General features: G+C 60.9%; 31 protein-coding genes. 21 read left to right on the top strand and 10 right to left on the bottom strand.

Going from position 1 to position 25,884, the window contains the following annotated elements; translation table 11 throughout:
- Nucleotides 1–609, bottom strand: a 609-nt coding sequence (locus KBB36_RS11020; RefSeq protein ID WP_290980217.1) for an aminotransferase class IV, incomplete at its 3' end; no start/stop codon positions are given.
- Between the two features lie 224 nt (nt 610–833).
- Between KBB36_RS11020 and KBB36_RS11015 the strand changes: the two genes are divergently transcribed.
- The 3 genes from KBB36_RS11015 to KBB36_RS11005 are packed head-to-tail and all read left to right on the top strand — an operon-like array spanning nt 834 to nt 3,376.
- Nucleotides 834–1,328, top strand: coding sequence for a MarR family transcriptional regulator (locus KBB36_RS11015; RefSeq protein ID WP_290980215.1), 495 nt, complete (start codon nt 834–836; stop codon nt 1,326–1,328).
- 9 nt (nt 1,329–1,337) lie between these two features.
- Complete coding sequence (locus KBB36_RS11010; RefSeq protein WP_290980213.1) at nt 1,338–2,057, top strand: response regulator; 720 nt, start codon at nt 1,338–1,340, stop codon at nt 2,055–2,057.
- Nucleotides 2,045–3,376 carry an ATP-binding protein gene (locus KBB36_RS11005; protein WP_290980210.1) on the top strand — a complete coding sequence of 444 codons (1,332 nt, stop codon included), beginning with the start codon at nt 2,045–2,047 and terminating at the stop codon, nt 3,374–3,376. Before KBB36_RS11010 ends, KBB36_RS11005 begins: the two co-directional genes overlap by 13 nt.
- A gap of 2 nt (nt 3,377–3,378) precedes the next feature.
- Here KBB36_RS11005 and KBB36_RS11000 read toward each other — a convergent pair whose 3' ends face one another.
- The 5 genes from KBB36_RS11000 to proC all read right to left on the bottom strand — a co-directional run bounded on the left by KBB36_RS11000 (nt 3,379) and on the right by proC (nt 6,572).
- Nucleotides 3,379–3,792, bottom strand: a complete 414-nt coding sequence (locus KBB36_RS11000; protein WP_290980207.1) for a DUF2914 domain-containing protein — start codon at nt 3,790–3,792, stop codon at nt 3,379–3,381.
- Between the two features lie 117 nt (nt 3,793–3,909).
- The gene (locus KBB36_RS10995; protein WP_290980205.1) at nt 3,910–4,242 is read right to left on the bottom strand and encodes a tRNA-binding protein; all 333 of its coding nucleotides are present in this window, start codon (nt 4,240–4,242) and stop codon (nt 3,910–3,912) included.
- Between the two features lie 106 nt (nt 4,243–4,348).
- Nucleotides 4,349–4,816: a phasin family protein gene (gene phaP / locus KBB36_RS10990; RefSeq protein WP_290980203.1), complete on the bottom strand. Its 468-nt coding sequence runs from the start codon at nt 4,814–4,816 to the stop codon at nt 4,349–4,351.
- A gap of 161 nt (nt 4,817–4,977) precedes the next feature.
- Nucleotides 4,978–5,700: a TetR/AcrR family transcriptional regulator gene (locus tag KBB36_RS10985; RefSeq protein WP_290980201.1), complete on the bottom strand. Its 723-nt coding sequence runs from the start codon at nt 5,698–5,700 to the stop codon at nt 4,978–4,980.
- Nucleotides 5,701–5,768: 68 nt separating this feature from the next.
- On the bottom strand, nt 5,769–6,572 hold the full coding sequence (gene proC / locus KBB36_RS10980) for a pyrroline-5-carboxylate reductase (RefSeq protein WP_290980199.1): 804 nt from the start codon (nt 6,570–6,572) through the stop codon (nt 5,769–5,771).
- A 266-nt stretch (nt 6,573–6,838) separates the two neighbouring features.
- On the opposite strand from proC, the gene KBB36_RS10975 reads away from it, so the two are divergent.
- A complete protein-coding gene (locus KBB36_RS10975; RefSeq protein WP_290980196.1) occupies nt 6,839–7,942 on the top strand; it encodes a ParA family protein in 1,104 nt (367 codons plus the stop codon).
- Nucleotides 7,939–8,631 (top strand): hypothetical protein, encoded by a 693-nt coding sequence (locus tag KBB36_RS10970; RefSeq protein WP_290980193.1) that lies wholly within the window; start codon nt 7,939–7,941, stop codon nt 8,629–8,631. Before KBB36_RS10975 ends, KBB36_RS10970 begins: the two co-directional genes overlap by 4 nt.
- Before the next feature lie 83 nt (nt 8,632–8,714).
- Here the strand turns inward: KBB36_RS10970 and KBB36_RS10965 are convergent, their stop codons facing one another.
- Nucleotides 8,715–9,221 carry a YbjN domain-containing protein gene (locus tag KBB36_RS10965; RefSeq protein ID WP_290980191.1) on the bottom strand — a complete coding sequence of 169 codons (507 nt, stop codon included), beginning with the start codon at nt 9,219–9,221 and terminating at the stop codon, nt 8,715–8,717.
- A gap of 260 nt (nt 9,222–9,481) precedes the next feature.
- Nucleotides 9,482–9,766 (bottom strand): accessory factor UbiK family protein, encoded by a 285-nt coding sequence (locus tag KBB36_RS10960; protein ID WP_290980188.1) that lies wholly within the window; start codon nt 9,764–9,766, stop codon nt 9,482–9,484.
- 137 nt (nt 9,767–9,903) lie between these two features.
- Between KBB36_RS10960 and lysS the strand changes: the two genes are divergently transcribed.
- The 12 genes from lysS (at nt 9,904) to KBB36_RS10900 (ending at nt 20,355) form a co-directional block, all read left to right on the top strand.
- Nucleotides 9,904–11,442 carry a lysine--tRNA ligase gene (gene lysS / locus KBB36_RS10955; RefSeq protein ID WP_290980185.1) on the top strand — a complete coding sequence of 513 codons (1,539 nt, stop codon included), beginning with the start codon at nt 9,904–9,906 and terminating at the stop codon, nt 11,440–11,442.
- The gene (lgt, locus tag KBB36_RS10950; protein WP_290980182.1) at nt 11,442–12,257 is read left to right on the top strand and encodes a prolipoprotein diacylglyceryl transferase; all 816 of its coding nucleotides are present in this window, start codon (nt 11,442–11,444) and stop codon (nt 12,255–12,257) included. The genes lysS and lgt overlap by 1 nt, the downstream gene beginning before the upstream one ends.
- On the top strand, nt 12,254–13,294 hold the full coding sequence (locus KBB36_RS10945) for an SAM-dependent methyltransferase (protein WP_290980180.1): 1,041 nt from the start codon (nt 12,254–12,256) through the stop codon (nt 13,292–13,294). The genes lgt and KBB36_RS10945 overlap by 4 nt, the downstream gene beginning before the upstream one ends.
- Complete coding sequence (gene pgeF, locus KBB36_RS10940) at nt 13,295–14,065, top strand: peptidoglycan editing factor PgeF (RefSeq protein WP_290980177.1); 771 nt, start codon at nt 13,295–13,297, stop codon at nt 14,063–14,065.
- Nucleotides 14,066–14,119: 54 nt separating this feature from the next.
- Entirely contained in the window at nt 14,120–14,992 is an 873-nt protein-coding gene (locus KBB36_RS10935) for a hypothetical protein (protein WP_290980174.1), read from the top strand.
- Nucleotides 14,993–15,093: 101 nt separating this feature from the next.
- A complete protein-coding gene (locus KBB36_RS10930; protein ID WP_290980171.1) occupies nt 15,094–16,026 on the top strand; it encodes a ribose-phosphate pyrophosphokinase in 933 nt (310 codons plus the stop codon).
- A 110-nt stretch (nt 16,027–16,136) separates the two neighbouring features.
- A complete protein-coding gene (locus tag KBB36_RS10925; protein WP_366933183.1) occupies nt 16,137–16,853 on the top strand; it encodes a 50S ribosomal protein L25/general stress protein Ctc in 717 nt (238 codons plus the stop codon).
- A 99-nt stretch (nt 16,854–16,952) separates the two neighbouring features.
- Nucleotides 16,953–17,558, top strand: a complete 606-nt coding sequence (gene pth, locus KBB36_RS10920; RefSeq protein WP_290980169.1) for an aminoacyl-tRNA hydrolase — start codon at nt 16,953–16,955, stop codon at nt 17,556–17,558.
- Nucleotides 17,559–17,562: 4 nt separating this feature from the next.
- Nucleotides 17,563–18,663: a redox-regulated ATPase YchF gene (ychF, locus tag KBB36_RS10915; protein WP_290980166.1), complete on the top strand. Its 1,101-nt coding sequence runs from the start codon at nt 17,563–17,565 to the stop codon at nt 18,661–18,663.
- A 9-nt stretch (nt 18,664–18,672) separates the two neighbouring features.
- Nucleotides 18,673–19,143, top strand: coding sequence for a MaoC family dehydratase (locus KBB36_RS10910; RefSeq protein WP_290980163.1), 471 nt, complete (start codon nt 18,673–18,675; stop codon nt 19,141–19,143).
- Nucleotides 19,144–19,146: 3 nt separating this feature from the next.
- Nucleotides 19,147–19,599, top strand: a complete 453-nt coding sequence (locus KBB36_RS10905) for a MaoC family dehydratase (protein WP_290980161.1) — start codon at nt 19,147–19,149, stop codon at nt 19,597–19,599.
- Between the two features lie 12 nt (nt 19,600–19,611).
- Nucleotides 19,612–20,355 (top strand): SDR family oxidoreductase, encoded by a 744-nt coding sequence (locus tag KBB36_RS10900; RefSeq protein ID WP_290980158.1) that lies wholly within the window; start codon nt 19,612–19,614, stop codon nt 20,353–20,355.
- 5 nt (nt 20,356–20,360) lie between these two features.
- Here the strand turns inward: KBB36_RS10900 and KBB36_RS10895 are convergent, their stop codons facing one another.
- Together KBB36_RS10895 and KBB36_RS10890 are read right to left on the bottom strand one after the other, a co-directional pair.
- Nucleotides 20,361–21,296, bottom strand: a complete 936-nt coding sequence (locus KBB36_RS10895; RefSeq protein ID WP_290980155.1) for a fumarylacetoacetate hydrolase family protein — start codon at nt 21,294–21,296, stop codon at nt 20,361–20,363.
- Between the two features lie 4 nt (nt 21,297–21,300).
- Nucleotides 21,301–22,077, bottom strand: coding sequence for a cyclase family protein (locus KBB36_RS10890; RefSeq protein WP_290980153.1), 777 nt, complete (start codon nt 22,075–22,077; stop codon nt 21,301–21,303).
- Nucleotides 22,078–22,200: 123 nt separating this feature from the next.
- Between KBB36_RS10890 and KBB36_RS10885 the strand changes: the two genes are divergently transcribed.
- Genes KBB36_RS10885 through KBB36_RS10870 form a run of 4 tightly spaced genes read left to right on the top strand, consistent with a single transcriptional unit; the run spans nt 22,201 to nt 25,881 of the window.
- The gene (locus KBB36_RS10885; protein ID WP_290980150.1) at nt 22,201–22,926 is read left to right on the top strand and encodes an FCD domain-containing protein; all 726 of its coding nucleotides are present in this window, start codon (nt 22,201–22,203) and stop codon (nt 22,924–22,926) included.
- Nucleotides 22,927–22,966: 40 nt separating this feature from the next.
- The gene (locus KBB36_RS10880) at nt 22,967–24,043 is read left to right on the top strand and encodes a C4-dicarboxylate TRAP transporter substrate-binding protein (RefSeq protein ID WP_290980147.1); all 1,077 of its coding nucleotides are present in this window, start codon (nt 22,967–22,969) and stop codon (nt 24,041–24,043) included.
- A gap of 24 nt (nt 24,044–24,067) precedes the next feature.
- The gene (locus tag KBB36_RS10875; protein ID WP_290980144.1) at nt 24,068–24,553 is read left to right on the top strand and encodes a TRAP transporter small permease subunit; all 486 of its coding nucleotides are present in this window, start codon (nt 24,068–24,070) and stop codon (nt 24,551–24,553) included.
- Nucleotides 24,550–25,881: a TRAP transporter large permease subunit gene (locus KBB36_RS10870; RefSeq protein WP_290980141.1), complete on the top strand. Its 1,332-nt coding sequence runs from the start codon at nt 24,550–24,552 to the stop codon at nt 25,879–25,881. The genes KBB36_RS10875 and KBB36_RS10870 overlap by 4 nt, the downstream gene beginning before the upstream one ends.
- Nucleotides 25,882–25,884 lie beyond the last annotated feature (3 nt).

Genomic DNA, 25,884 nt, shown 5'->3' with positions numbered 1-25,884 from the left:
CTTGGCGAAAAACACATTCGCGCCGGTTGCCTCAGCCACCTGGCCGCGCCAATCCAGCATCAGCGCATCCTGGTAGCCTTCGCGTTCGGCCTTATGCTTCGAGAGCGTGCAGATCATATAGAGCCCCGCCGCCTTGGCCTTGGTCGGCGCGGTATTCGGTGCCGGGCGGCGCCAGTCGCTCAATTGCAGGCGAATGCCCTTCATCTTGGCTTCCGGCGAGAAATAGCTCGGCCATTCCCACACCGCGATGGCGAGATGAATCTTGTTGCTCTGCGCCGAGACACCCATCATCTCGGAACCACGCCACGCCACCGGCCGCACATAACAATCGCGGAAGCCGTTCTTGGCCACGGTGTCGCGCGTTGCCTGGTCGATCTCGGCCAGACTGTAGGGAATGGTGAAATCCATCAATGCAGCCGAATCGATCAGGCGCTGGCTATGCTCGGTCAGCTTGAACACCTCGCCGTCATAAGCGCGCTCACCCTCAAAAACCGACGAGGCATAATGCAGCGCATGGCTCAGCACATGCAGCTTGGCCTCGCGATGCGGCACAAAAACGCCGTCATACCAAATCCAGCCGTCACGATCTTCGTAGGTCTGGGTGCTCATGATTCACGCTCCTGAAGCTGCTGGCTCAAGCTAGGCATCGCGCCTAAAGCCTGAGCATTTGTCGAGAATAACGCCACTCAGGTATTATTATTACCAGAGATTGGATATATGCGTAACATTATAAGCAAACTATGTCAACATCACTGCCATATTTTTCGCGCATACCACGCCTGCATCAACGCATGGCCTTGCGACGACTCCGGTCTATGCCCCATATACAGGACATGAGCGATCTCAAGACCATGGCCAACCCGTTGTTTCTGCGCGAGGACGAGCTGCGCCAGGGCATCGAGCTGCTATTCTACGCCTATCGTGACTTCACCCGTGGCCCGGACGAAATTCTGGATCAGTTCGGCTTCGGCCGCGCCCACCACCGGGCGCTGCATTTCATTGGTGGCCATGCCGGCATCACAGTGGCGGAATTGCTGGGTATCCTGCGCATCACCAAACAGAGCCTGTCGCGCGTGCTGTCGGCGCTGATAGAGGGCGGCTTTGTGCGCCAGCAGCAGGGCGCCCGCGACCGCCGCCAGCGCCAGCTTTTCCTGACCGAATCCGGCCGCAACCTGGAACGCCAGATCAGCGCCGTGCAGCAGGCCAAAGTGGCCGAAGCCTATCGCGAAGCCGGCGCCGAGGCGGTAGCCGGCTATCGCAAGGTGCTGGCCGGGCTGATTGACGAACCGGCCCGCGCCGCCATCCTGCGATCCATCCAACGGCGCTGAGACAACACCATGAGCACGGAACAGCCGCATCTGCTGGTGATCGACGATGACGAGCGGATCCGCACGCTGCTCACGCGCTATCTGACCGGCAATGCTGGTTTTCGCGTTACCGGCGCCGATAGCGCCGAGGATGCCGCTGCCAAGCTGACTGCTGTGAGCTTCGATCTGCTGGTGGTGGATGTGATGATGCCCGGGCAGAATGGTTTTGATTTTGTCGCCGCTTTGCGCAGGGCCGGCAATACTGTGCCGGTGATCCTGCTGACCGCGCGCGGCGAGGCCGAGGACCGCATCACCGGACTGGAAAGCGGCGCCGACGATTACCTGGCCAAGCCCTTTGAGCCACGCGAGCTGGTGCTGCGCATCCAGGCCATCCTGGCGCGCAGCCATCGCCCGCCGCCGACGCCCACGGCGCGCCCGGTGCGTTTTGGCGACTTCCAGTTTGACATCGTGCGCGGCGAGTTGAAACGCGGCGACGAGATTGTGGCGCTCACCACCGGCGAAGCGGCTTTGCTGCGAGTGCTGGCACGGCGCCCCGGCAGCACTGTGCCACGCGCCGATCTGGCCGATAACAGTGGCGGCGGCCTGCTCAACGCCGCTGCCAGTGCCAGTGAAAGCCGGGCCGTGGATGTGCAGATCACCCGCCTGCGCCGCAAGATCGAGGAAGACCCGCGCAACCCGCGCTTCCTTCAGACCGTGTGGGGCGAAGGCTACGTGCTGTGGGCCGAGTAAGCGGCCTGCTCAAGCGCATCCTGCCGCGCAGCCTGTTTGGCCGCTGGCTGCTGATGCTGGTGGTGCCGGTGCTGCTGCTGCAAGGCATTGTCACCTATGCCTTCTACGAACGCCACTGGGATACCGTCAGCCGTCGTTTGGCGCTCGGCCTGGCCGGCGATATCGCCATGATGATCGAGCTTTACGAACGCACCAAGGGCACGCCGCAATTCGACGAATATGTTTCGCTGGCCTATGCCCGGATGCAGATTGAGGTGCGCGTGCAAGCGGGTGCCAGACTGCCGGATGATCTGCCGCCGCCAAGGCATTGGTCGATCCTCGACCGCATGCTCAACCAGGCATTATCGGAAATCATCGACGAACCCTTTGCCATCGACACCCAGCGCAACGACGACAATATCGCCGTGCTGGTGGAACTGCCCGATGGACTGATGGTGACGCTGGCCCGCGCCAAGCGGGTCTATTCCACCAGCACCTATATTTTCATCATGTGGATGGCCGGCGGCTCGCTGTTGCTGCTCGGCATCGCCGCGATCTTTCTGCGCAACCAGATCCGTCCGATCCGCCGTCTGGCCGAAGCCGCCGACGCTTTCGGCAAAGGCCGCGAAATGCCGGGCTTCCGCCCCTCCGGCGCCACCGAGGTGCGCGCCGCCGCCCTGGCCTTTCTGGCGATGCGCGACCGTATCCGGCGCCATATCCGTGAACGCACCGAGATTTTGGCCGGCGTGAGCCATGATCTGCGCACACCGCTAACCCGCATGCGACTGCAATTGTCGCTGATGGAGGGGAGCGCGGAAGCCGAGGAATTGCGCCGCGACGTGATTGAGATGGAAACCATGATCAATGGTTACCTTGCCTTTGCCCGCGGCCAGACCGAGCAGAGCACGGAACTGACCGATCTGGGCCAGCTTTTGCAGGAAGTGGTGGATGATGCGCGCCGCAGCGGGCGCCAGGTTGAACTGAGCCAGGACCAGGCCAGCATCACGCTGCCGCTGCGCCGGCTGGGCTTCAAGCGCGCCTTGTCAAACCTGGTGGAGAATGCCTTGCGCTATGGCAGCCGGGTGCGGATGGAAATGGCGATTGTTGCCGGCGGCATCCTGATCCATATCGATGATAACGGCCCGGGCATTCCGCAGAAGGAACGGCACAAGGTGTTTCGCCCGTTCCACCGTGCCGACCCGGCACGGCATTCCGGCCAGGGTAATGTCGGCCTGGGGCTTTCCATCGCGCGTGATGCCGTGCTGGCGCATGGTGGCGAGATAACGCTGGAGCAATCGCCGCTGGGCGGCCTGCGCGCCAGTATCCGACTGCCGCTATAGGCTCACTCGGCACCTGGCGGCGCCGCGACCTCAAATTTGCGCTCGGCCTGCAAGCGGCCATCACTATCCTTTAGCTGCACGCGCCATTCGCCGGGGCTGATCCGCACCTGCGACCAGATGCGCCAGTTGCGGCTGACATCTACGCGGGCGCGTGACTTGCCAGCCTCACGCTCGCCTTGCAGCCAATGGAACCAGAAGGTCTCGCCATTGCCGACATGGGCGCAATCGAGGCGGGCAAAGGCATAGGCGCGTTCGGCACCGGCCTCAAATTTATCGGTCTCGCCCTGCGGCTCCAGATTGGATACCAGACGCGCGGTGGCGAACTGGCGCACCACGCAATCATGCTCTTCCTGGGCGCGGGCGAGCTGCGGCCACATGAGCAATACAAGGATGAGCAGCGGCAGCACGCGGAACATGGGGGCAAATCGCTTTGAAATCCGAGGGAAACAGACGGCCGTGATTGTCGGCTGGCACATCGCCGGGGTCAACCGCTGAGGCAGTGGCAGGAGCAGCCTCGCAACGCAACCAGAAGATCAGAACATGCGGCCGCCATTATCCACGCGCTGATCCGGCCCAAGCAAAACCACCTGGCCTTGTGCATCCGGCAGCCCCAGCACCAGCACTTCCGAACGCATCGGGCCGATCTGGCGCGGCGGAAAATTCACCACTGCGATCACCTGGCGGCCGATCAATTGTTCCGGCGTGTAATGCACGGTGATCTGGGCCGAGGATTTTTTCACACCCAGCTCGGGGCCAAAATCCACTTTCAGTTTGATTGCCGGCTTGCGCGCCTCGGGAAACGGCTCGGCCTCAATGATGGTGCCGACGCGGATATCGACCTTGTGGAAATCATCGAGCGAAATCATGCCAACCGCCTGTGGATAAGCCAAAACGAAACGGGCGGCGCCATCGCTGGCCCCGCCCGTCTGTTTGAACCGATTCCGGCGCTGCTGTCGAGCGCCGAAGTGAGGCTTACTTGCCGAACTTGGCGAAGGTGGTGCGCAGTTCTTCCACCACTTCGTTGGCCCGCTTGTTCAGCGTCTCGAAGGTCTCGGTGTTGGTCTTGGTGGCCAGCTCGGCCAGTTCCTTCAGGTTCAGCAGCGCCTTCTCCACGGCGGACTTGATCTGCTCGGCCTGCTTGGTCGGATCGATATCCTTGGCGCCCTTGGCCATCACATCCTTGACCTGGGCGGTCAGTTCCTCGATGCCCTGCTGAAACAGTTCGGCCTGGCGCTTGGCCAGCGCCTGATAGCCTTCAAAAGCCTTCTTATTGGCAGCGGCGATGGCATCCATATTCTTCTTCTGCGCGGCGGCCAGCGCCTCGGCATCAAAGCCCGGCAGCTTGTAGCCGGCAAACATCTGCTGGGCATCAAACAGCTTCGGGTCGAACATCTTGTTGAAGTCAAAAGCGGCGGCGAAGGGGAACTCGGTCTTGGTCATGATGGAACGCTCCATGGCTGGCTGGCGCGGCTGGGCCAAAGGTTGCACTGGTAATGGTGCCGGGAATGCCCTGAATATAGGCAGCGACCGAAACGCGGTCAAGTAGTTTTTTGTGCAGTGCAGCAAAAATTTAAAATGTTATAAATCATATAGTTATGGATTTACTCGGCCTGCTTCTTTCGCATACGCGAAAATATGCCGCCAATTCCGCTCTTACCCGCAAGCACCCCCTCGGCCTGGCCAAGCCGCTTGTCGAGGTGCGCCATGGTGCGGGCCAGATCGGCGCTGTCATCGGCCAGCCAGACCCGCAGCGTGTCGAGATAAATCGCACCCAGCGCCTTGCGCCGCACAGCGCCGCGCAGGCTGGCGGCATCAAGCTGTGCTGCTGCCAAAGCCCAATCCAGGCTGCGCTTCAGGCCGCTTTCGGCAAAACACAAAGCCGCTAGCGGATCACGCGGCAATTCGCGCAGCAGCACCCGCATCGCTTCCTTATGCGGCGCCAGGGCATCGAAGCGCGCCATCAGCACTTCAAACAGCCGGTCCTTCACACTGGTCTCGGCCATTGCCTCACTGCCCAGGGCTGCCAACATCTGGCCATCAACGCGGGCGGCAAAACCACGCAGCAGGGCCAGTTTTGACGGATATTGGCGATAAAGCGCGGCCAGCGGCAGACCGGCGGCTTGCGCCACGGCACCCAGCGAGAGCGACAGCCAGCCGGTGGTGGCGACAATCTCCAGCATCGTATCAATCGGATCGCGCCCGGCTTCCGCTGTGTTCCCGCCGCTTCCCGGCCGTTCCCGCGTGTTCGCGTCGCTTCGCAGCGCTTCGCTGGGATTCGTTTCACTGCTCGGCGCGGCGCCGGCTTTGGTTTTGCGCTTGGCCATCAAACGGCTCCTTGTCAGCTTATGCTAACAGATATTGAGCCGAAATGCAGCGCCGACAAGGCCGAAGCTCACCCCGCCAGTTCGCGCGAGCGTTTGTCGGCGGCGGCCACGGCGCTGGTCATCAGCGGTTCCAGGCCGTTTTCCGCCATCAGCACATCCAAAGCCGCCTGGGTGGTGCCGTTCGGGCTGGTGACATTCTTGCGCAATTGCGTCGGGCTTTCCGGGCTTTGCCGCATCAACGCGCCGGCACCCTGCACCGTGGCACGGGCCAGTTGCGCCGCCAGTTCCGGCGGCAGACCCAGCTTGGCGCCGGCCGCTGCCATACATTCAGTGAGCCAGAACACATAGGCCGGGCCGGAACCGGAAACCGCCGTGGCGCTGTCGATCAATTCCTCGCGCTCGACCCACACCACCTCGCCCACTGCCTGCAACAGGCTGTCGCAAGCCTGGCGCTGGGCTTCGGAAACCCCGGCACCGGCAAAACATGCCGTGATGCCCTGGGCCACGGCCGCCGGCGTGTTGGGGATGCTGCGCACGATGGCGGCATTGCCGCCCAGCAGCCGGTTCAGTGTTGCCACCGTCTTGCCCGCCGCCACCGAGAGGAAACAGGCGCCGGCTTGTGCGTAGCGGCCATAAGCCGGCGCCACCGCATCCATCACCTGCGGCTTCACCGCCAGCAGCACAATATCGGGGGCAAAAGCCGCCGGCACCGCCTCGGCACCGCCCACCTGCAACACGCCCTGCGGCAGATCAGGCTGCGGATTGGGCTCCACCACCACAATATCCGCCGCCGCCACGCCCTGGCGCAGCCAGCCCTGGGCCAAAGCCCCACCCATCTTGCCGCAGCCAACCAGCAAAATCCGTGTCGTCATGATGTGTAAGTCCTTGAAGGTCTGATCGGGAAATGAGCCAAGGGTATCAATAGGCTGCGCAGCTCTAGCTCTCAAGGCGATAAGGGGAATGCCAGATCAAATTAACATCACCCTATTGAATCCAAGACACGCAAATATGACGACCAAACTGGCCAAAAATAGCGCATTTATATAAATAAATTCAATCCTACAGCCATAATTTATAGTTGATTTATCCCGCAAAACAGCACATTGTAAAAATTCATAAATCTAAAAAGAAGAAATTCATGAATCCCAAAATTGTTACCATCTTCAACAATAAGGGTGGGGTTGGTAAAACTACACTCACATATCACCTTGCCCACGCGCTCGGTGAACTCGGCAAAAAGGTACTGCTAATCGATTTAGACCCGCAATGTAACCTGACAATTATCTCTCTCCAGATGGAAAAAATCGAAGAGATATGGCAAGCAGAGGACAAATTTATTGAAGATTTTGAGAATGCTCGAAAACAGCTTGGTGAAGCAGGCTTTGAAGAAATACTCAAAAAAAATCGAAGCATCCATTTTGACATTAAGCCAACCGAAGATGGCACTGCTGAGATTGAAACCCTTCCTCCTCCAGTTGTTTTGAAAGAAAACGTCCACATTATTCCTGGGCGCCTTACTCTCCATCTTTTTGAGGCCAAAATTGGGGAGCGCTGGAGCGGAATCTACCAAGGAGATCCATTATCAATAAGAACCGCAACTAGAGTAAGAACTCTTGCTCACGAGTATGCCAAACAAAATGGTTATGAAATTGTCATATTTGATACTTCACCTAGCCTAGGAGCGCTTAATCGCCATCTGCTCTCACTTGCAGATGGTTTTCTGATTCCATGCGCGCCGGACTTATTTTCTGTGTATGGTATACGCAATATTGGTAATGCACTTAGGACTTGGCGCAAGCAATTTGATAGTATTTTTCACTTCTTGTCGGACCAGAAGCGATCAAATTTTCCAGAAAAATTTGTTCGCTTCATAGGATATACTATTTACAATGCCAAACGCTATAGCAAAGACGAAAGCGAGCTGAAGCTCGCCAAAGCGCACCAACATTACGCAACCCAAATTCCTGTAACTATTAAAAGCTCCATAGACGAAGAAAACCTAATCCAATTTCCAGGACTTCTGGAGCGATCAATGGGTGAAGACGCAGTAATTCATACCCATAACACGTTTCCTAGCATGTCCCAAAAATACCATATCCCAATGTGGGAGCTTCCCGACTGCCCCATCCTTGAGCGAGAAGACAGGGGGACTATTGCAGGAAACCAGCAAACATATCGTGCCACCAGAGTAGCTTACACAAAATTTGCGAAAGACTTTATTCTGAGGCTCGACCTACTATGAGCAAAATACTCCAAGACCATGAAGAGCTGCTTGTTAAATTCGATGAAATTCAGCACGATCTAAAAATGTTCATGGAGTTTGTTGAAAAATACATTGGCCAGCACCCCTCGCTTATTATGCCTGGCGCAGAAGTCGTTCACTCTTACAAAAGCCGCATCAAGAACCGTGAGCATCTTAGGGATAAAATTATTCGTAAAATTAAAAATGGCAAAAACATAAACGGTGAAAATATATTTCGTGAAATCACCGATCTAGCTGGCGTTCGCGTTATGCATCTATTTCAGGAGCATTTCGGTAAAATAGATTCAGTCATACGCAGCAAACTAAGCGCTGGCGATTGGGTACTTGACGAAAAACCGAAAGCCTACACTTGGGATCCCGAGGCCGCCGAGTTCTTCGGGGCTTATGAACTTGAAATTATACAAAAACCGACGAGTTACACAAGTGTGCACTACTTGATTAGGCCGCGATCAGACTCTCCACTATGCTGCGAAGTGCAAGTGAGAACTTTATTTGAAGAGATTTGGGGAGAAGTTGACCATCAGATTAACTACCCTGTGGCCACGAGCGACCTTGCTTGCAAAGAACAAATAAAGGTTTTGTCAAAGATTGTTGGTGCCGGAAGCAGACTCTTGGATTCGCTTAATCGCGTCCATCAGGCCAGTAGGAGAACTTCAGTCTTAGACTAAATGGCCACTCACAGCCCAATAAACATTCCCCAATAGGGCAATTAAAGGGCTTTATTTCGAACAATCGAACATATCCCCCCCCCTCAAGCCTCGCCCACCGTGTCGAACATGGCTGCGGCCACGGCTTCTTCCGGGCTGCGGCCGCCCCAGACCAGGAACTGGAAGGCGGGGTAGAAGCGTTCGCATTCGCCGAGGCCGATTTCCATCAGGTCTTCGATCTGCTCCGTGGTGGCGCCGAGGCCGCCGCGCAGCAGCAAGGCCTGGCGGAACACCACCATGCCTTCTTCCGACCAATAGTCAAAATGGCCGATCAGCGCCTTTTCATTGACATAGGCGAGCAGCGAATGCAGGTCGCGCTTGCGGTTCGGCGGCAGTTTCATGTCAAAGGCGCAGGTAAAGCTCATGGCGCCGAGTTCCTCGCGCCAGGAAAACCACATCTGATGTTCGCAATAGCGGCCGGAAACGCCGACCGTCAGTTCATCCGAACCCTGGCGCTCAAACGGCCATTCCTGCTCCGCCACGATCTGTTCAACCAAATCCAGCGGATTGCCCAGGCGGGTGGTGATCTCAACGTCAGTAACTGGCCGCATGACTAGGCGCCCCCCACTTTACGCAAGCCCCTGCCGTTTGGGCGGCTGAGGCTCAGGCGAACCATATATCTAGGTGTTGCATATGCGTTAACACCATAGATTTAGGTTAGGCGGCGGTATGTGACGAAGCAAGGGCGGATTGGCGATGAATCCGTGAAAGCGCGTGGATAAGCGGCGTAAATCTGTGGGTAATTCGGTGCGACTCGGCGGGCTTAACCAGCCTGCCGAGTCGACCTGGAGCGGCTTTGCGGGCTGGCGGCTCAGGCGCTGTCCATATTGGCGCCCTGTAGCGAGGGCGGCGGCGCGAGTCGGGCTTCCAGCGCATCAAGCCGGGCCTTGAGCGCGATATTCTCCTCACGCGCCAGCCGGGCCATTTCCTTCACCGCGTCAAATTCCTCGCGCTGCACCAGGTCCATGCCGGCCAGGGCCTGTTCCAGCTTCTGGCGGAAGGCCTGTTCCACATCGGTTTTCACCCCCTGGATGGCGCCCAGCGCCCCGGTGGCAAGGCGGGAGAGATCGTTCAGCACACGATTGTCGGATTGCATGGTTCAAGCCTCCTTTTGCTGCTTGCTATATGGGCTGCCGGCTGCGCTGCCGCAAGGCTGCGACCTGAAAGCTTGGAAAGCCCGGCCTGCAATGGTAGTTTCCGCGCCCATTCCGCCAGACAAAGTCAGACAGAACCGTGACCGATCAGACCACCCAGGAAAGCGGCGCCAGCACCGAGCGCGCCAACCGCGAAGCCAAATTGCAGGCCCTGCGCCAGCTTGGCCTGGACCCGTATAACGCGGCGAAATTTCCGAAAAGCCACAAGAACCAGGCAGTGCATGAGGCTTATGCGCATCTGCAAGCCGATGAGCGCACCGAGGATGCCGTGGCGGTGGCCGGGCGCGTGATGGCAATCCGCAATTCCGGCATGTTCATCGATATCCTGGATGATACGGTGAAGTTGCAGGTCTATACGCCGAAGGATCAGGTGCAGGGCGAATTCGCCCCGATCATGAAGGCGCTGGATCTGGGCGACATCATCGGCGTGGAAGGCAAGGTGCGGCGCACCAAGCGCGGCGAGATCACGGTGGATTTGAGCCGCATCGTGGTGCTGGCCAAGGCGCTGGAGCCGCCGCCGGAAAAGTGGCATGGCCTGAAAAATGTTGAGCAGCGCTATCGCCACCGCGAATATGACCTGATCGGCAACGAAGACAGCCGGCGCACCCTGCGCACGCGCTTTCGCGTGATCCAGGCGGTGCGGCAATTTCTCACTGCGCCGGCACAGGATTTCCTGGAAGTGGAAACCCCGATGCTGCACAGCATTGCAGGCGGCGCCATCGCCAAGCCGTTTGTGACGCATCACAACGCGCTGGATATTCCGCTTTATATGCGCATCGCGCCGGAATTGCATCTCAAGCGGCTGGTGATCGGCGGCCTGAGCGAAAAGGTGTTTGAGATCAACCGCTGCTTCCGCAATGAGGGTATCTCGCCGCGGCACAATCCGGAATTCACCACCATCGAGCTGTATCAGGCCTATGCCGATTATGCCGACATGATGGATATCGCCGAGCGCATCATCGAGGCGGCGGCGATTGCCGCCACCGGCGGCACCGATGTGAGCTTTGGCGAACACACGATCAGCTTCAAGCGGCCATTCCGCCGCGCCACCATGCTGGAGCTGATCCAGGAACATTCCGGCTTTGACCTGAATCTGGAAGCCGACCAGGCCAAGGCGCGCCAAGCCCTGGGCGCCGAGGCGCCGAAATCGGCCGATTGGGGCAAGCTGGTGGAAGCCTGCTTTGAGCATTTTGTGGAACCCAAGCTGATCCAGCCGACCCATGTGGTGGAATTGCCGAAAGCCATTTCACCGCTGGCCAAGGCCAATCCGGCGCGGCCGGAAGTGGCCGAGCGCTTTGAGACCTTCTGCAATGGCTGGGAAATCGCCAATGCGTTTTCCGAGCTGGCCGATCCGCAGGAACAGCGCCGCCGCTTCGAGGCGCAGCAGGAACAGCGCGATGCCGGCGACGACGAGGCGCATCAGGTGGATGAGGATTTCCTCAAGGCGCAAGCCGCCGGCATGATGCCGATGGGCGGCCTGGGCGTGGGCATCGACCGGCTGGTGATGCTGCTGACCAATTCGCCCACCATCCGTGAAGTGATCGCCTTCCCCACCCTGCGCCCGCGCCAGCATGGCGAAGCGGCCTCCGAGGGCAATGCGGAAGGCGACGAAAGCTGATGCCGACCCTGCTGGCATTGCCCTTTCCCGTTATCGATCCGGTGATCGTGGCCTTTGGGCCGTTTGCCATCCGCTGGTATGCGCTGAGTTATATTGCCGGCCTGGTGCTGGGCTGGCAGATGGCGATGCGGCTGGCGCGCCAGCCCGGCAGCCGCATCACAGCCGATGAGATTGACGGCTTCCTGGTCTGGGCCACCATCGGCGTGATCCTGGGCGGCCGGCTGGGCTATGTGATCTTCTACAATCCGCTGTTTTATCTGCAAAACCCGATTGAGATTCTATCGGTGTGGAAAGGCGGCATGTCGTTTCATGGCGGCATGCTGGGCGTGATCCTGGGCATGGTGCTGTATGCCCGGCGCAGCGGCATAAGCCTGTTCCGCTTTGCCGATATCATTGCCTGCGTGGCGCCGATTGGGCTGTTTTTTGGCCGCATTGCCAATTTCATCAATGGCGAATTGTGGGGCCGTGTGGCGCCGGATGTGGCCTGGGCCATGGTGTTCCCCACCGGCGGCCCGGAACCACGCCATCCGAGCCAGCTTTACCAGGCCTTCCTGGAAGGCCTGGTGCTGTTTGTGCTGCTCAATCTGGTGCGCCGGCATACCGATGTGGCGCAGAAGCCCGGTTCGCTGGCCGGCCTGTTCCTGGCCGGCTATGGCTGCGCCCGCATCATCGGCGAATTGTTCCGCCAGCCAGATGAACAGCTTGGCTATCTGATCGCCGGCACCACGATGGGGCAATGGCTGTCGCTGCCGATGGTGCTGCTCGGCCTGTGGCTGATGGCGCGGGCCAAGCGCGATGCCTCTGCTGCCGGATGAGCGGGCCGCTGCTTGAGCTGATCCGCCGCCGCATCCTGGCGGAAGGGCCGCTCAGCATCAGCGATTATATGGCGGAATGCCTGCTGCACCCGCAACATGGCTATTACACCACACGCGAAAGCATCGGCGCAGCCGGCGATTTCATCACCGCGCCCGAAATTAGCCAGATGTTCGGCGAATTGCTTGGCCTGTGGGCGGTGGATAGCTGGCAGCTTCTGGGCGCGCCGCAGCACTGCTATCTGGCGGAACTTGGCCCCGGGCGCGGCACGCTGATGCAGGATGCGCTGCGGGTAACGCGCCGCATGGCGCCGTTCCGGGTGGTATTGGTGGAAGCCTCGCCGCGCCTGCGCGCGATCCAGGCCCGGGCGGTGCCGGATGCCACCTGGTGCGGCGAGATAACCGACCTGCCCCGGGATGCGCCGCTGATTGTGCTGGGCAACGAATTCCTGGATGCGCTGCCGATCCGGCAATACCAGATGCAGGATGGCGCCTGGCATGAGCGGCGTGTGGATATCGCCGATGGCGGCCTGCGTTTTGTGCTTGGCCGCGATAGCGTGCCGCTGGGCCGCGCGGCGCCGGAAGGCAGCATATATGAAACCTGCCCTGCCGCCCATGCGGTGATCGAAAACCTGGCGGCGCGGCTGCTGGCTCAAGGCGGCGTGGCGTTGTTCATTGATTATGGCCCCAGCGAAAGCGGCTATGGCGATAGTTTCCAGGCGGTGCGGCAGCATCGCTATGCTGATCTGCTGGCAGCCCCGGGCGAAGCCGACCTGACCGCGCATGTTGATTTCGCCAGCCTGGCCGCCACCGCCCGCCGTGCCGGGCTTGCGGCGTATGGCCCAATCGGCCAGGGCGCGCTGCTGCGCAGCCTTGGCATCGCAACCCGCGCCAGCCAGCTTCAGGCCCGCGCCACTGCGGCGCAGGCCGCCAGCATTGATGCGGCGCTGCATCGGTTGACCGATGACCACGCCATGGGCAGACTCTTTCAGGCCCTGGCGCTTGCGCCCCCAACCCTGCCCAAACCCGCCGGTTTCTGAATGCTATTGCCTGAATCCGTCACCAGCCCCGCCCTCGCCGCCCTGCCCGGCCTGCGGCATGGTTTTTTCACCCGCCGCGGCGGTGTTTCCACCGGTCTATATGCCGCGCTGAATTGCGGCCCAGGCTCAGCCGACGATCCGGCGCATGTGGCCGAAAATCGCCGCCTTGTGGCTGCCAGCCTGGGCGCCAAGGCGCTGACATCGCTGTACCAGGTGCATGGCCGCGAGGTGATCGTGGTGGATGACAGCTACGATCCGGCCAGCCGGCCCAAAGCCGATGGCCTGGTGACACGGCGGCGCGGCATCGCGCTGGGGGTGCTGTCGGCCGATTGCACGCCGGTGCTGTTCGCCGATGCCGTGGCCGGTGTGATCGGCGCCTGCCATGCCGGCTGGCGCGGCGCCCTGGCCGGCATCACCGATGCCACTTTGGCGGCGATGGAAAAGCTGGGCGCAGACCGGGCGCGTATCCGTGCCGCCATCGGCCCCACCATCCGCCAGCCGAGTTATGAAGTGAGCGAGCCGTTCCGCGTTGAATTCACCGCCGCCGATGCCGGCAACGCGGATTTTTTTGGCGCCGGCAAACGCCCGGGCCATTGGCAGTTTGACCTGCCCGGCTATCTGGCGCGCAGGCTTGGCGCTGCCGGCGTGGCGTTTGAGGATACCGGGCTGGATACGCTGGCCGAGCCGGAGCGTTTCTTCAGCTATCGTCGCATCACCCTGGCCGGCGAGCCGGATTACGGCCGCCAGGTCTCGGCCATCGCGCTCGTCTGATGCCGCATCTATTCATCTTTCTGGTCTTCTGCTTCGTTGCCTTGGTGGCCGGCTGTGTCTTGGGTTAGAGCGTTTCATCTCGGCTTGCTGCTGCTGGTTGCCGCCTGCCAGCCGCTGCCGCAGCCTTTCCTGCCCGATGAAAAGGGCCTGCCGATTGCACTGACCATGCCCACCGGCGAACACAGCCTCTATGTGCTGCCGGTGGCCAATGCCGAGGGCGAACTGGCTCAAAGCCTGGCGGCAGGGCTGGCGGCAGCTTTGGTGGAGCGCGACTGGCCGGCCTCGGCACTGGCGCGCTCCTCGGCCTCGTCCGATCTGGTGACGGCTTTGGCCGAAGATGAGCAGGGCCGCGTCATCTGGGTGTGGCAATTGAGCCGTTTCGGCGGCCCGCCGCTGAATGGCAGCGACCTGCCGCTGGGCCTGGATGCCGAAACCCTGGCAGCGGCGCCGGAAGCCACCCGCCAGGCGCTGGCCCGCGCCATGGCGCAGCGGGTCGCCAACGAGATCGAGCAGGTCGATGCCAGCCAGCGTGCCGAGGCGGCACTGGATCCAAGCCTGCCCAAACTGTTCCTGCGCCCGTTCCAGGGCGCACCGGGTGACGGCAACACCGCGCTGGCCCGCGCCTTTGGCGACCAGATTATTGGCCTGGGGCTGGCCCGGCCGGTGCGGGATGCGGCCCAGGCAGATTATCAGGTGGAATGTGTGGTGGCGCTGAGCGATGCCGGCCCGCGTGCCCAGCAGGTGGCGCTGGCCTGGAGCCTGTATGCCCCAAGCGGCGAGCGGCTGGGCAGCATCACCCAGGCTAATCGGGTGCCGCGTGGCAGCCTGGATGGCGCCTGGGGCGGCATCGCCCAGGCGGCGGCCCAAGGCGGCGCCGAAGGCCTGCGCGACATGCTGGCCCGCCTCAAAGCCGCACCCAAGCAGTAAATAGCTGAATTTCTGAGATAATTCGCGGTTTACAGGCGGCATTCACGCCGCTATAGTCCGCGCGATTTTTGCTCCCCCAGGAATCCAGCACAGGCACATCGATGAAGGTATTGGCGGGTAACTCCAATCGTCCGCTGGCGGAAGCCATTGCGGCATACTTGAGCGTGCCGCTGACCAAGGCGAGCGTGCGACGCTTTTCCGACATGGAAGTGTTCGTTGAAATCCACGAGAATGTGCGTGGCGAGGATGTGTTTGTCATTCAATCGACAAGCTATCCGGCGAATGACCATCTGATGGAATTGCTGGTCTGCATTGACGCACTGAAACGCGCCTCGGCACGCCGCATTACCGCCGTGATACCGTATTTCGGTTATGCCCGGCAGGACCGCAAACCCGGCCCGCGCACGCCGATCTCGGCCAAGCTGGTGGCCAACCTGATCACCGCTGCCGGTGCCAACCGCGTGCTGACGCTGGATTTGCATGCCGGCCAGATCCAGGGTTTCTTTGACCTGCCAACCGATAACCTGATGGCCGGCCCGGTGCTGACTGCCGATATCAAGCAGCAATTGCAGGGCGACGACCTGATGGTGGTGTCGCCTGACGTGGGCGGCGTGGTGCGGGCGCGCAACATTGCCAAGCGGCTGGATGCCGATCTCGCCATTGTCGACAAGCGGCGTGAGCGCGCCGGCGTGTCGGAAGTGATGAATATCATCGGCGATGTGGAAGGCCGGCGCTGCATTCTGGTGGACGACATCGTCGATTCCGCCGGCACATTGTGCAATGCCGCCGAGGCGCTCAAGAAGCACGGCGCCAAATCGGTTTTCGCCTATGTGACGCATGGCGTGCTGTCAGGCGGCGCCGTGGCGCGTGTCACCGCCAGCGAGCTGGAAGGCCTGGTCATCACCGACAGCATCCTGGCCACCGAAGCGGTGCGGCTGGCGCGTAATATCCGCCAGGTGTCGATTGCACCGCTGATCGGCGAAGCGATGCGCCGCATCAGCGAGGAAAGCTCGGTTTCGAGCCTGTTCGACTGAGGCACAAGATTTTCAGAGTTTCGGCGCGCGGCACCCCTGGAGGCCGGCGTCGGAAGCGGTTCGTGCAATGAGGCACGGCCGCATCCAAGCAGCGCAATGAGGAGTTTATCATGCGTGAAGTGACCAATCTCGCCGCCGAGGCGAGGAAGAGGGCCGGCAAGGGGACCGCCCGGGCTACTCGCCTGAATGGGCGTGTTCCGGGTGTCATCTACGGCGACAAAAAGACCCCGGAGTTGATCTCGATCGACGGCCGCGAACTGATGAAGGAACTGCACAAGGGCAGCTTCTTCTCGCGCCTGTTCACCATTGCGCTGGGCGACAAGTCCGAGCGCGTGCTGGCGCGTGACGTGCAGCTCGATCCGGTCACCGACCGGCCGATCCATGTCGACTTCCAGCGCGTCAGCGCCGAGTCGCGTATCCGCGTGTTCATCCCGGTGGTGTTCCGCGACATGGAAGCCAGCCCCGGCCTGAAGCTGGGCGGTGTGCTCAACATCGTGCGCCACGAAGTCGAGTTCTATGCCAATCCGGAAAACATCCCGGAGAATATCTCGATCAGCCTGGCCGGTATGGAAATCAATCATTCCATCCATATCAGCGCGTTTAATCTGGATGCCAACCTGAAGCCGGTGATCCAGGATCGCGACTTCACTGTTGCCACCATCGCGCCGCCGACCAAGGGCGAAGAAGAGAAGCCGGCTGCTGCCGCTGCTGCCGCTCCGGCGGCTGGCAAGGCGCCCGCTGGCAAGGCTCCGGCTGCCAAGGCTCCGGCCGGCAAGGCGGCCCCTGCCGCTGCCAAGGCCCCGGCCAAGCCGGCCGGCAAGAAGTAAGCACCAGTCTGACGGGCGGCGCAGCTTGGCCTGCGCCGCCCGCCTCTTTCCCGCTCCGCTCTTTTTCGCTTGTTTCCGCTGCCCGCTCAGGAAAGCCCGATGCTGCTCCTCGTCGGCCTGGGCAATCCCGGCCCCGAACATCAGCGCCAACGCCACAATATCGGCTTCATGGCCATTGATGCCATTGCCGACCGTTATCGTTTTGCCCCGTTCAAGAAGCGTTTCCAGGGCGAACTGGCGGAAGGTGTGCTGGACGGCGTGAAGACCCTGCTGCTGAAGCCGCAAACCTATATGAACAATTCCGGCCGCAGCGTTGGCGAGGCGGCGCATTTCTACAAGTTGCCGCCGGCCAGCATCGTGGTGGCGCATGACGAACTGGACCTGGCGCCGGGTAAACTGCGCGTCAAACTGGGCGGCGGCCATGCCGGGCATAACGGCCTGCGCTCGCTGGATGCTCATATCGGCCCGGATTACCGGCGCATCCGGCTTGGCATCGGCCATCCCGGCAAGGAGCGTGTGCTGGGCTTTGTGTTGCAGAATTTTGCCAAGGACGAACAGACCTGGCTTGAACCCCTGCTTGAGGCGGTGGCCGAGGCCGCGCCTGCGCTGGCCCGCCAGGATGATATCGGCTTCATGAACAAGGTGGCGTTGCGGCTCACTCCGCCGCGTAACGAGCCACCAAAAACGACCAAGACAAAGGAATAGCATCATGGGTTTCAAATGCGGCATCGTCGGTCTGCCCAATGTTGGCAAGTCGACGCTTTTCAACGCCCTGACGCAGACCGCCGCAGCTCAGGCGGCGAATTACCCATTCTGCACCATCGAGCCGAATACCGGACTGGTGGGGGTGCCGGATGATCGGCTCGATGTGCTGGCCAGCATTGCCGGCTCGGCCAAGATCATCCCGACGCAGTTGAGCTTCGTGGATATTGCCGGCCTGGTGCGCGGCGCTTCCAAGGGCGAAGGCCTGGGCAACCAGTTCCTGGCACATATCCGCGAGGTGGATGCGGTGTGCCATGTGCTGCGCTGCTTCGAAGATGGCGACATCACCCATGTGGAAGGCCGCGTTGATCCGGTGGCCGATGCCGAGACGGTGGAAACCGAATTGATGCTGGCCGATCTGGACAGCCTGGAAAAGCGCGTTGACGGCTTTGCCAAGAAGGCCAAGCAGGGTGACGAAGATGCCAAGGCGCGGCTGGCGCTGATCGAGCGTATCCTGGTGGCGTTGCGCGATGGCCGGCCCGCCCGCACCGTGACGCCGGCCGATGACGAGAAGAAAATCTACAAGGAATTGATGCTGCTGACCTCGAAGCCCGTGCTGTATGTCTGCAATGTGGAGGAAGCCGCTGCCGCCAATGGCAATGCCTTCTCGCAGCGCGTGGCCGCAATGGCCAAGCAGCAGAATGCCGGCTGCGTGGTGATTTCGGCTGCCATCGAGGCCGAGGTGGCGCAGCTTGATTCGGAAGACGAGAAGCAGGCTTTCCTGGCCGATCTGGGCCTGAGCGAAACCGGCCTGACCCGGGTGATCCGCGCCGGCTATGCGTTGCTGGAACTGCTCACCTTCTTCACCGTTGGCCCCAAGGAAGCCCGCGCCTGGACCGTGCGCCAGGGCGCCAAGGCGCCGGAAGCAGCCGGCGTGATCCATACCGATTTCGAAAAAGGCTTCATCCGCGCCGAGACCATTGCCTATCTGGATTATGTTGCCGGCCGGGGCGAAGCCGGTGCGCGCGAAGCCGGCAAGATGCGTCTGGAAGGCAAGGAATACATCGTGCAAGATGGCGACGTGTTCCATTTCCGCTTCAATGCCTGAGCCTTGCCCATGAAGTATTTCGACGATTTCAAGGTGGGCGACACCACCGAATTTCCACCTCGCTCCGTGACCGAGGCGGAGATCATCGCCTTCGCCCGCGACTATGATCCGCAGCCGTTTCATATCGACCCTGAAGCGGCGGCGAAGACGCCCTATGGCGGCATCATCGCTTCCGGCTGGCACACCGCCGGCATCATGATGCGGCTGATGGTGGATCATGCGATCAGGGGCAGCACCAGCATGGGTTCGCCGGGCGTGGATGAATTACGCTGGCTGAAGCCGGTGCGGCCGGGCGACACGCTGTCGCTCATCGGCGTGGTGACGGCGGTGAAGGCATCCACCTCCAAGCCGGATCGTGGCGTGGTGAAGACACAATACGAGATGCGCAACCAGCATGGCGATGTGGTGCTGCGCATGCGCGGTAATGGCATGTATCGCCGCCATCCTGATGTGGCCGCTGCAGCCGCCAAGGAGGCTTGAGCGATGCAGTATTTTGAGGATGTGGTGATCGGCCAGCCGCGCGATACGGGCTCGCATACTTTCACCGAAGCAGCAATCATCCATTTTGCCGAGCAGTTTGATCCGCAGCCGTTTCACATTGATCCGGAAGCCGCCAAGGACAGCAATTTCGGCGGCCTGATTGCCTCCGGCTGGCACACGGCTTCCACTGTGATGCGGCTGATTGTTGATTCCGCCATCGAGGTGGAAGCCAGCCTCGGCTCGCCCGGTTTTGACAATCTGCTATGGAAGCAGCCGGTGCGCCCGGGCGACACGATCCGCGCCCGCCTGACCTGTGTTGAAAAAACACCATCCAAGAGCCGCCCCGATATCGGCTCGGGCCGCTTTCTCATCGAAGTGTTCAATCAGCGCGACGACATGATCATGAGCATGACCAGCATCGGCCTGATGCGCTTGCGCCATCCACCGCAAGGCTGAGGTTCCGCACATATGAACGCCGCCCTCCCCGTCGCGCTCGTCACCGGCTCGACTTCCGGCATTGGCGCCGGCATCGCGCGGCGGCTGGCGCAGGACGGCTATGCGGTGATCCTGCATTCGCGCAGTTCAGCCGAAGCCGGCGCGGCCTTGGCGCATGAACTGGGCAATGCACTGTATGTGCAGGCCGATCTGAGCCAGGATGCCGAGCGGATCAAACTGCTGGAGACTGCGCTGGCGGCCTGGGGCCGGCTGGACCTGCTGGTGAACAATGCCGGCATCAGCCGCGTTATCCCGCATGCCGATCTGGCCGCTGCCACGCCGGCTGTGTGGCATGAACTGCATGAGGTTAACGTAGTGGCGCCATTCCGCCTCGTGGCCTTGGCGGAAAACGCCTTGCGCGCGGCGGCGCAGCGCGGCCGGCCCGGCTGTGTGGTGAATATCAGTTCCCATGCCGGCATCCGGCCAAAAGGCGCTTCGATCCCCTATGCCGCAAGCAAGGCTGCGCTGAACCACATGACCAAGCTGCTGGCGCTGTCGCTGGCGCCGGATATCCGCGTCAATGCCATCGCGCCGGGCCTGGTGGATACACCGCTGACGGCGGCATGGACCGATGCGCAAAAGCTGTGGCGCGAGCGCGCGCCGATGCGCCGGGCGGCACAGCCGCAGGATATCGCCCAGGCCGTGGCGATGATCGCCGCCAGCGACTACATGACCGGCGAAATCCTGCTGCTGGATGGCGGCCTGAACCTGACCTGACGCGGCTATTTCTGCCGCGTCACGCGATTCCTGAGCACGCCGATCTTTTCCACCTCAAGCTCCACCACATCGCCATCCTTGAGGAAGCGGCCATGTTCCAGGCCGCAGCCATCGCCCACCGTGCCGGAGCCAAAGAATTCGCCGGCATGCAGCGTTTCATCAGCCGAGACGCGCTCCAGCAATGCTTCAAACGTGTGATGAATGGTGCTGGAATTGCTGTCGCACCAGGTTTCGCCATTCACCCGCGCCTGCATGCGCAGGGCATAGGGATCGCCGATCTCGTCCATGGTGACCAGGAACGGACCCATTGCATTGCCGGTATCAAAATCCTTGCCCTTGCACGGCCCGAGCATCGATTGCATCTCGGCGCTTTGCGCATCGCGGGCGGAGAAATCGTTGAAGATGGTGAGGCCGAAGATATGCCGGCGCGCATCGGCGGCTTTGATATTCTTGCCGCCCTTGCCCAGGAAGAAGCCGAATTCCAGCTCAAAATCCATCACCTGGCTGTAGCGCGGCCATAGCACATCCTGGCCGGTGCCGATCACTGAAAAGCGGTTGGATTTGTAATAGATCGGCATCTGATACCAGGTCGGCGCCACCTTGATCATGCCGGCCTTGACCAGCAGCGGCCCAAGCAGAGGCTTGCGCATGATGGCGATGCGTTCCATTGCCTGCTGCACGTGTTTTTCAAACAGCATGGAATCGCGGATCTGCTCTGGCACCGGCACCGGCGCATGCAGCGTGGCATCCACCAGCGGCACCCGCATCTCGGCATTATCCAGCAGGCCGCGCGCCGCAGCCATTGCCTCGTCACCGCCCTTGATCAAGGCCAGCATGTCGGCAAACACATTGCCGAAATCCACAATCATGGCGCCATCCGAGGTCAGCGCGCCGGGCCGCATAGCGCCGGTGCCGGGATGGCTGTAGGTGCAGAGTTTCATGCTCTCATTCCTCAAAAATCGCCACGGCGCGGGTCCAGCCCGCCGAAGCGCCGCGAATCTTGTGCGGGAAGCAGCTTACGGTGAAGCCGAAAGGCGGCAGCACTTCCAGGTTATGCAGCTTTTCCAGATGGCAATAACCGATATGCCGCCCGGCCTTGTGGCCTTCCCAAATCAGCCCGGCATCCTGGGTTTCAGCGAATTTCTTTGCCGTATGCACAAAGGGCGCATCCCAGCTCCAGGCATCAGTGCCGGTGACGCGCACGCCGCGCTCCAGCAGATAGATGGTGGCGTGATAGCCCATGCCGGCGCCGGTGGCGACATAATTGGGCTGGCCATAAGCTTTGCCGGCGGCGGTATTCACCAGCACGATATCCTTTTCCTTCAGCGTGTAGCCGATGCGCTTGAGTTCGGCTTCAACATCCTCGGGCTGCACCACATAACCATCCGGCAGCTTGGTGAAATCCAGCTTCACGCCATCGGAGAAACACCAGTCGAGCGGCACTTCATCGATGGTCCAGGCACGCTCGCCCTTGTTCATGGTGGAATGGAAATGATACGGCGCATCCAGATGTGTGCCGTTATGGGTGTTGAGTGTCACATTCTCCACCGCCCAGCCTTCGGCATCGGGCAGGTCTTCCTGCTTCAGGCCGGGGAAGAATTTGACGATATCCTCCGGGCTTTGCTGGTGATTGATATAGTCGATGCGCGGGCCGAAGCCGGGCGGATCAGACAGCACATCATTTTCAAGATAGATCGACAGATCGACAAAGCGGCGGGCCATGTGAGCGCGTTTCCTCTCCGGTATTTTTCGGCAAGAATAACGACGCGGATATTTAATGTCGATATTTTTGTTTTTTATCGTTGACAGCCACCCGACGACATGGCGAGGATGCCACGCATGGGAATGGGCGACAAGCGTGCGGAAATACGCGATCTGGCGGCGGAAGCCGGCAGCCTGACCGAATTTGCCCATGCCCGCCTGCGCGCCGATATCATCGCCGGGCAATTCCCCTCTGGCGCCAAATTACAGATCGACGACCTGAAGGCGCGCTATGGCCTCTCCGCCAGCCCGTTGCGCGAAGCCCTGGCGCGGCTGGCCGAGCAGGGTTTTGTTGCCGCCGAAAGCCAGCGCGGCTTTCGCGTCAGCCCGATGAGCCGGGAAGACCTGGATGACATCACGCTGGCGCGCCAGGTGATTGAAACCGCCGCCCTGCGCCTGGCCTTGCAGCGCGGCGATGATGCCTGGGAGGCCGCTATCCTTGCCGCCTATCATCGGCTGGAACGTTATGTGACGCGGCAGCAGGGCACACAGCCCGATGACCTGGGCGAATTTGGCCTGCTGCACAAGAATTTCCATGTTGCACTGATTGCCGCCTGCGGCTCGCCGCGCCTGCTGGAAGAGCAATCCAGGCTCTACGATCAGGCCGAACGCTATCGGCATCGCATGATGGAAAGTTATCTGGCCGCAGCCGACCTCGGCATCCTGGAAGAGCATCGCCAGTTAATGGAACTGGTGCTGGCACGCCAGGCCGAGCAGGCCGTGGCGATGCTGCACGATCATCTGCTGCATACCGTGGCCTTCTGCTACGGCACGGCCAAACTGCAAACCGGCAAAAGACGACCTGATTAACCACAAACAAAAGCAAGATTTTCCACGGGAGGAAAACCACATGAACAAAATCAACACCACCGGCATCAGCCTGCTGCTTGGCGCGGCGGCCCTGACCCTGAGCATCCATCCGAGCCAGGCGCAAACCATCAAGATGACCGCAGTGGCCGGCCATCCGGTGATTTTTCCCTGGGTGAAGCTGGCGGATGAATTCTTCATCCCGGAACTGGACAAGCGCCTGGCTGCTGCCAACAGCAAGGTGAAGTTTGAATGGACCCGCGCCTGGGGCGGCACGGCGGTGAAGCTGGGCAGCGAAAGCGGCGCGATCAAGGATGGCCTAGCCGAACTGGCCTTTGTCTCGACGATTTTTGAGGCGCCGAAATTTCCGTTGCAGAATGTGTCCTATGTGGCGCCGTTCATGACCGACGACGTGGCCGTGATGTCGAAGGTGATCAAGAACATGCAGGCCAAAATCCCGGCGATGAATGACGCCTGGAGCAAAAACAACATGCATTTCCTTGGCGGGACCGGCTTGGACAGCTATCACCTGTTCACCAAGACGCCGATCAACAGCCTGGCTGATCTGAACGGCAAGAAAATCAATGCTCCTGGCCCCTCGGCCAATTGGGTGAAGAATACTGGCGCGGTGGCGGTGGCCGGCACCTTGCAGACTTACTACAACGACATCCAGACTGGCGTGACTGAAGGCGCCCTCACCTTCACCACCGGCGCTTTCCCGGCCAAGCTGGTGGAAGTGGCGCCGCATATCACCAAGGTGAATTACGGCGCACAATTTGCCGGTGCGCTGGTGATGAGCAAGCGGGTCTACGACAAGCTGCCCAATGATGCCAAGAAGATCGTGGATGAAGTGGGCGCTGAATATGACGCCCGCTTTGCCGCCACCCTGGCCGCCACCGCCACCACACTGATGCAGAAGATGGTGGAAGCCGGCGCCAAGCCGCGTGAACTTTCGGCCGAGGAACGCAAGCAATGGGCCGCCGTGTTGCCCAATGTGGCTTTGCCCTGGGCAAAGGATCTGGATGCCAAGGGCCTGCCCGGCAGCCTGGTGCTGAACGAGTTCGTTGCCCAGATGCGCGCGGCAGGTGCCAGTTTCCCGCGTGACTGGTCGAAGGAATAAGGCCACACAGACAGGGTGCCCGGCATGTTCTCCCGTCTCCTCGGCGCCATGAATGCGCTCGGCACCCTGTGGATTTTTCTGCTCATGTTGCTGATTGATGCCGACATATTGGGGCGCGAATTATTCGGCGCCCCGGTGCGCGGCACCACAGAATTGCTCAGCCTCTCGATTGTCGGCATCGTATTCCTGCAACTCGGCCATGCCCTGATGGTGGGCCGCATCACCCGGTCAGACATGCTGCTGGATAGCCTGATCACGCACCGGCCGCGCGCCGGCTATCTGCTGCAAGGCTTTTTCCATCTGCTCGGCGCAATTTTCCTCGGCCTGGTTTTCTGGGGCAGCCTGGGACAATTCGAGGAAGCCGTGGAGATCGGCGAATATGTTGGCGCCATCGGCGATTTCACCGCGCCAACCTGGCCGATCAAGCTGCTGATCCTGATCGGCGCCATGGCTACCCTGCTGCAATACCTGCGGCTGCTATGGCGCGACCTGCGTGAGGCGCGGCAATGAGCGGCCTTGAATTTACCGGCCTGGAAATCGGCTTCGTGACCTTGGCCGGCATGATGCTGCTGATCTGGCTCGGCCTGCATGTGGCGGTGGCGCTTGGCCTCACCTCCTTCATCGGCGTGTGGCTGATCAAGGGCAGCCCGATGGTGGCCGCCAGCATGCTGGGCGCCGGCACCTATGATTCCATTGCCAGCCATATCTTCGGCGTGGTGCCACTGTTTGTGCTGATGGGTTTTCTGGTGTCGATTGCCGATATCGGCAAGGATGCTTTTGAAGTGGCCAATCAGGGCCTGCGCCGACTGCGCGGCGGCCTGGGCATCGCCACTGTGGCGGCCAATGCGGTATTCGCCGCCATCACCGGAATTTCCATCGCCTCGGCGGCGGTATTCACCCGCGTGGCGGTGCCGGAAATGCTGCGCTATGGCTACACGTCCGGCTTCGCCACCGGTGTGGTGGCAGGCTCTTCCGTGCTGGGCATGCTGATCCCGCCTAGCCTGCTGATGATCCTGTATGGCTTCCTGGCCGAAGTGTCGGTCGGCAGTATGTTCATGGCCGGCGTGGTGCCTGGCCTGCTGCTGGCTGTGGCCTATGCCATCGGCATCATGCTGATGGCGCGTTTCACACCGGGATTTGTCGGTGGCAACAACGCTGCCGCCGCCAATGACGATACGCCCCGCATGAGCGGCGCCGAGATGGCCACCAAACTGCTGCCGATTGCCGGCCTGATCGCCGCCGTGCTGGGCGGGCTTTATGCCGGCTTTTTCACCGCCACCGATGCCGGCGCGGTGGGTGCCACCGGCGCGCTGCTGATCGCCCTGGCCAAGCGCAAGCTGGATGGGCCGAAGCTTTGGCAGGTGTTGGTGGAGACCGGCCATGTCACCGTTGCGGTATCCTTCCTGATCATCGGCGCCAGCCTTTACACCCGCATGCTGGCGCTGTCCGGCGTGCCGCAATTCCTGGTCGAGCAGATCAGCGCCGCCGGGCTTGGGCCGTTGGCCTTCCTGGCAGTATATATCCTGCTGGTTATCCTGCTCGGTTGCTTCATCGATTCCAGTTCGATCTTGCTGATCGTGCTACCGCTGATGCTGCCGATTGCCAGCGGCTTTGACATGAACCTGATCTGGTTCGGCATCATCACCATCGTGGCGGTGGAGATCGGCCTGCTGACGCCGCCTTTTGGACTGAGTGTCTTTGTTATCAAATCCACCCTGAACGATCCGCGCATCAGCCTGCGCGACATCTTCATCGGTGCACTGCCTTTTGCCGGCATCATGCTGATCACCCTGATCCTGCTGGCTGCCTTCCCGAAACTGACCCTGCTGCTGGTGTGAGCC

It is taken from the genome of Ferrovibrio sp. (genome assembly GCF_017994015.1).
In the GTDB taxonomy this organism is placed as follows: Bacteria; Pseudomonadota; Alphaproteobacteria; order Ferrovibrionales; family Ferrovibrionaceae; genus Ferrovibrio.
This window is presented reverse-complemented; position numbering and strand designations above follow the sequence as displayed.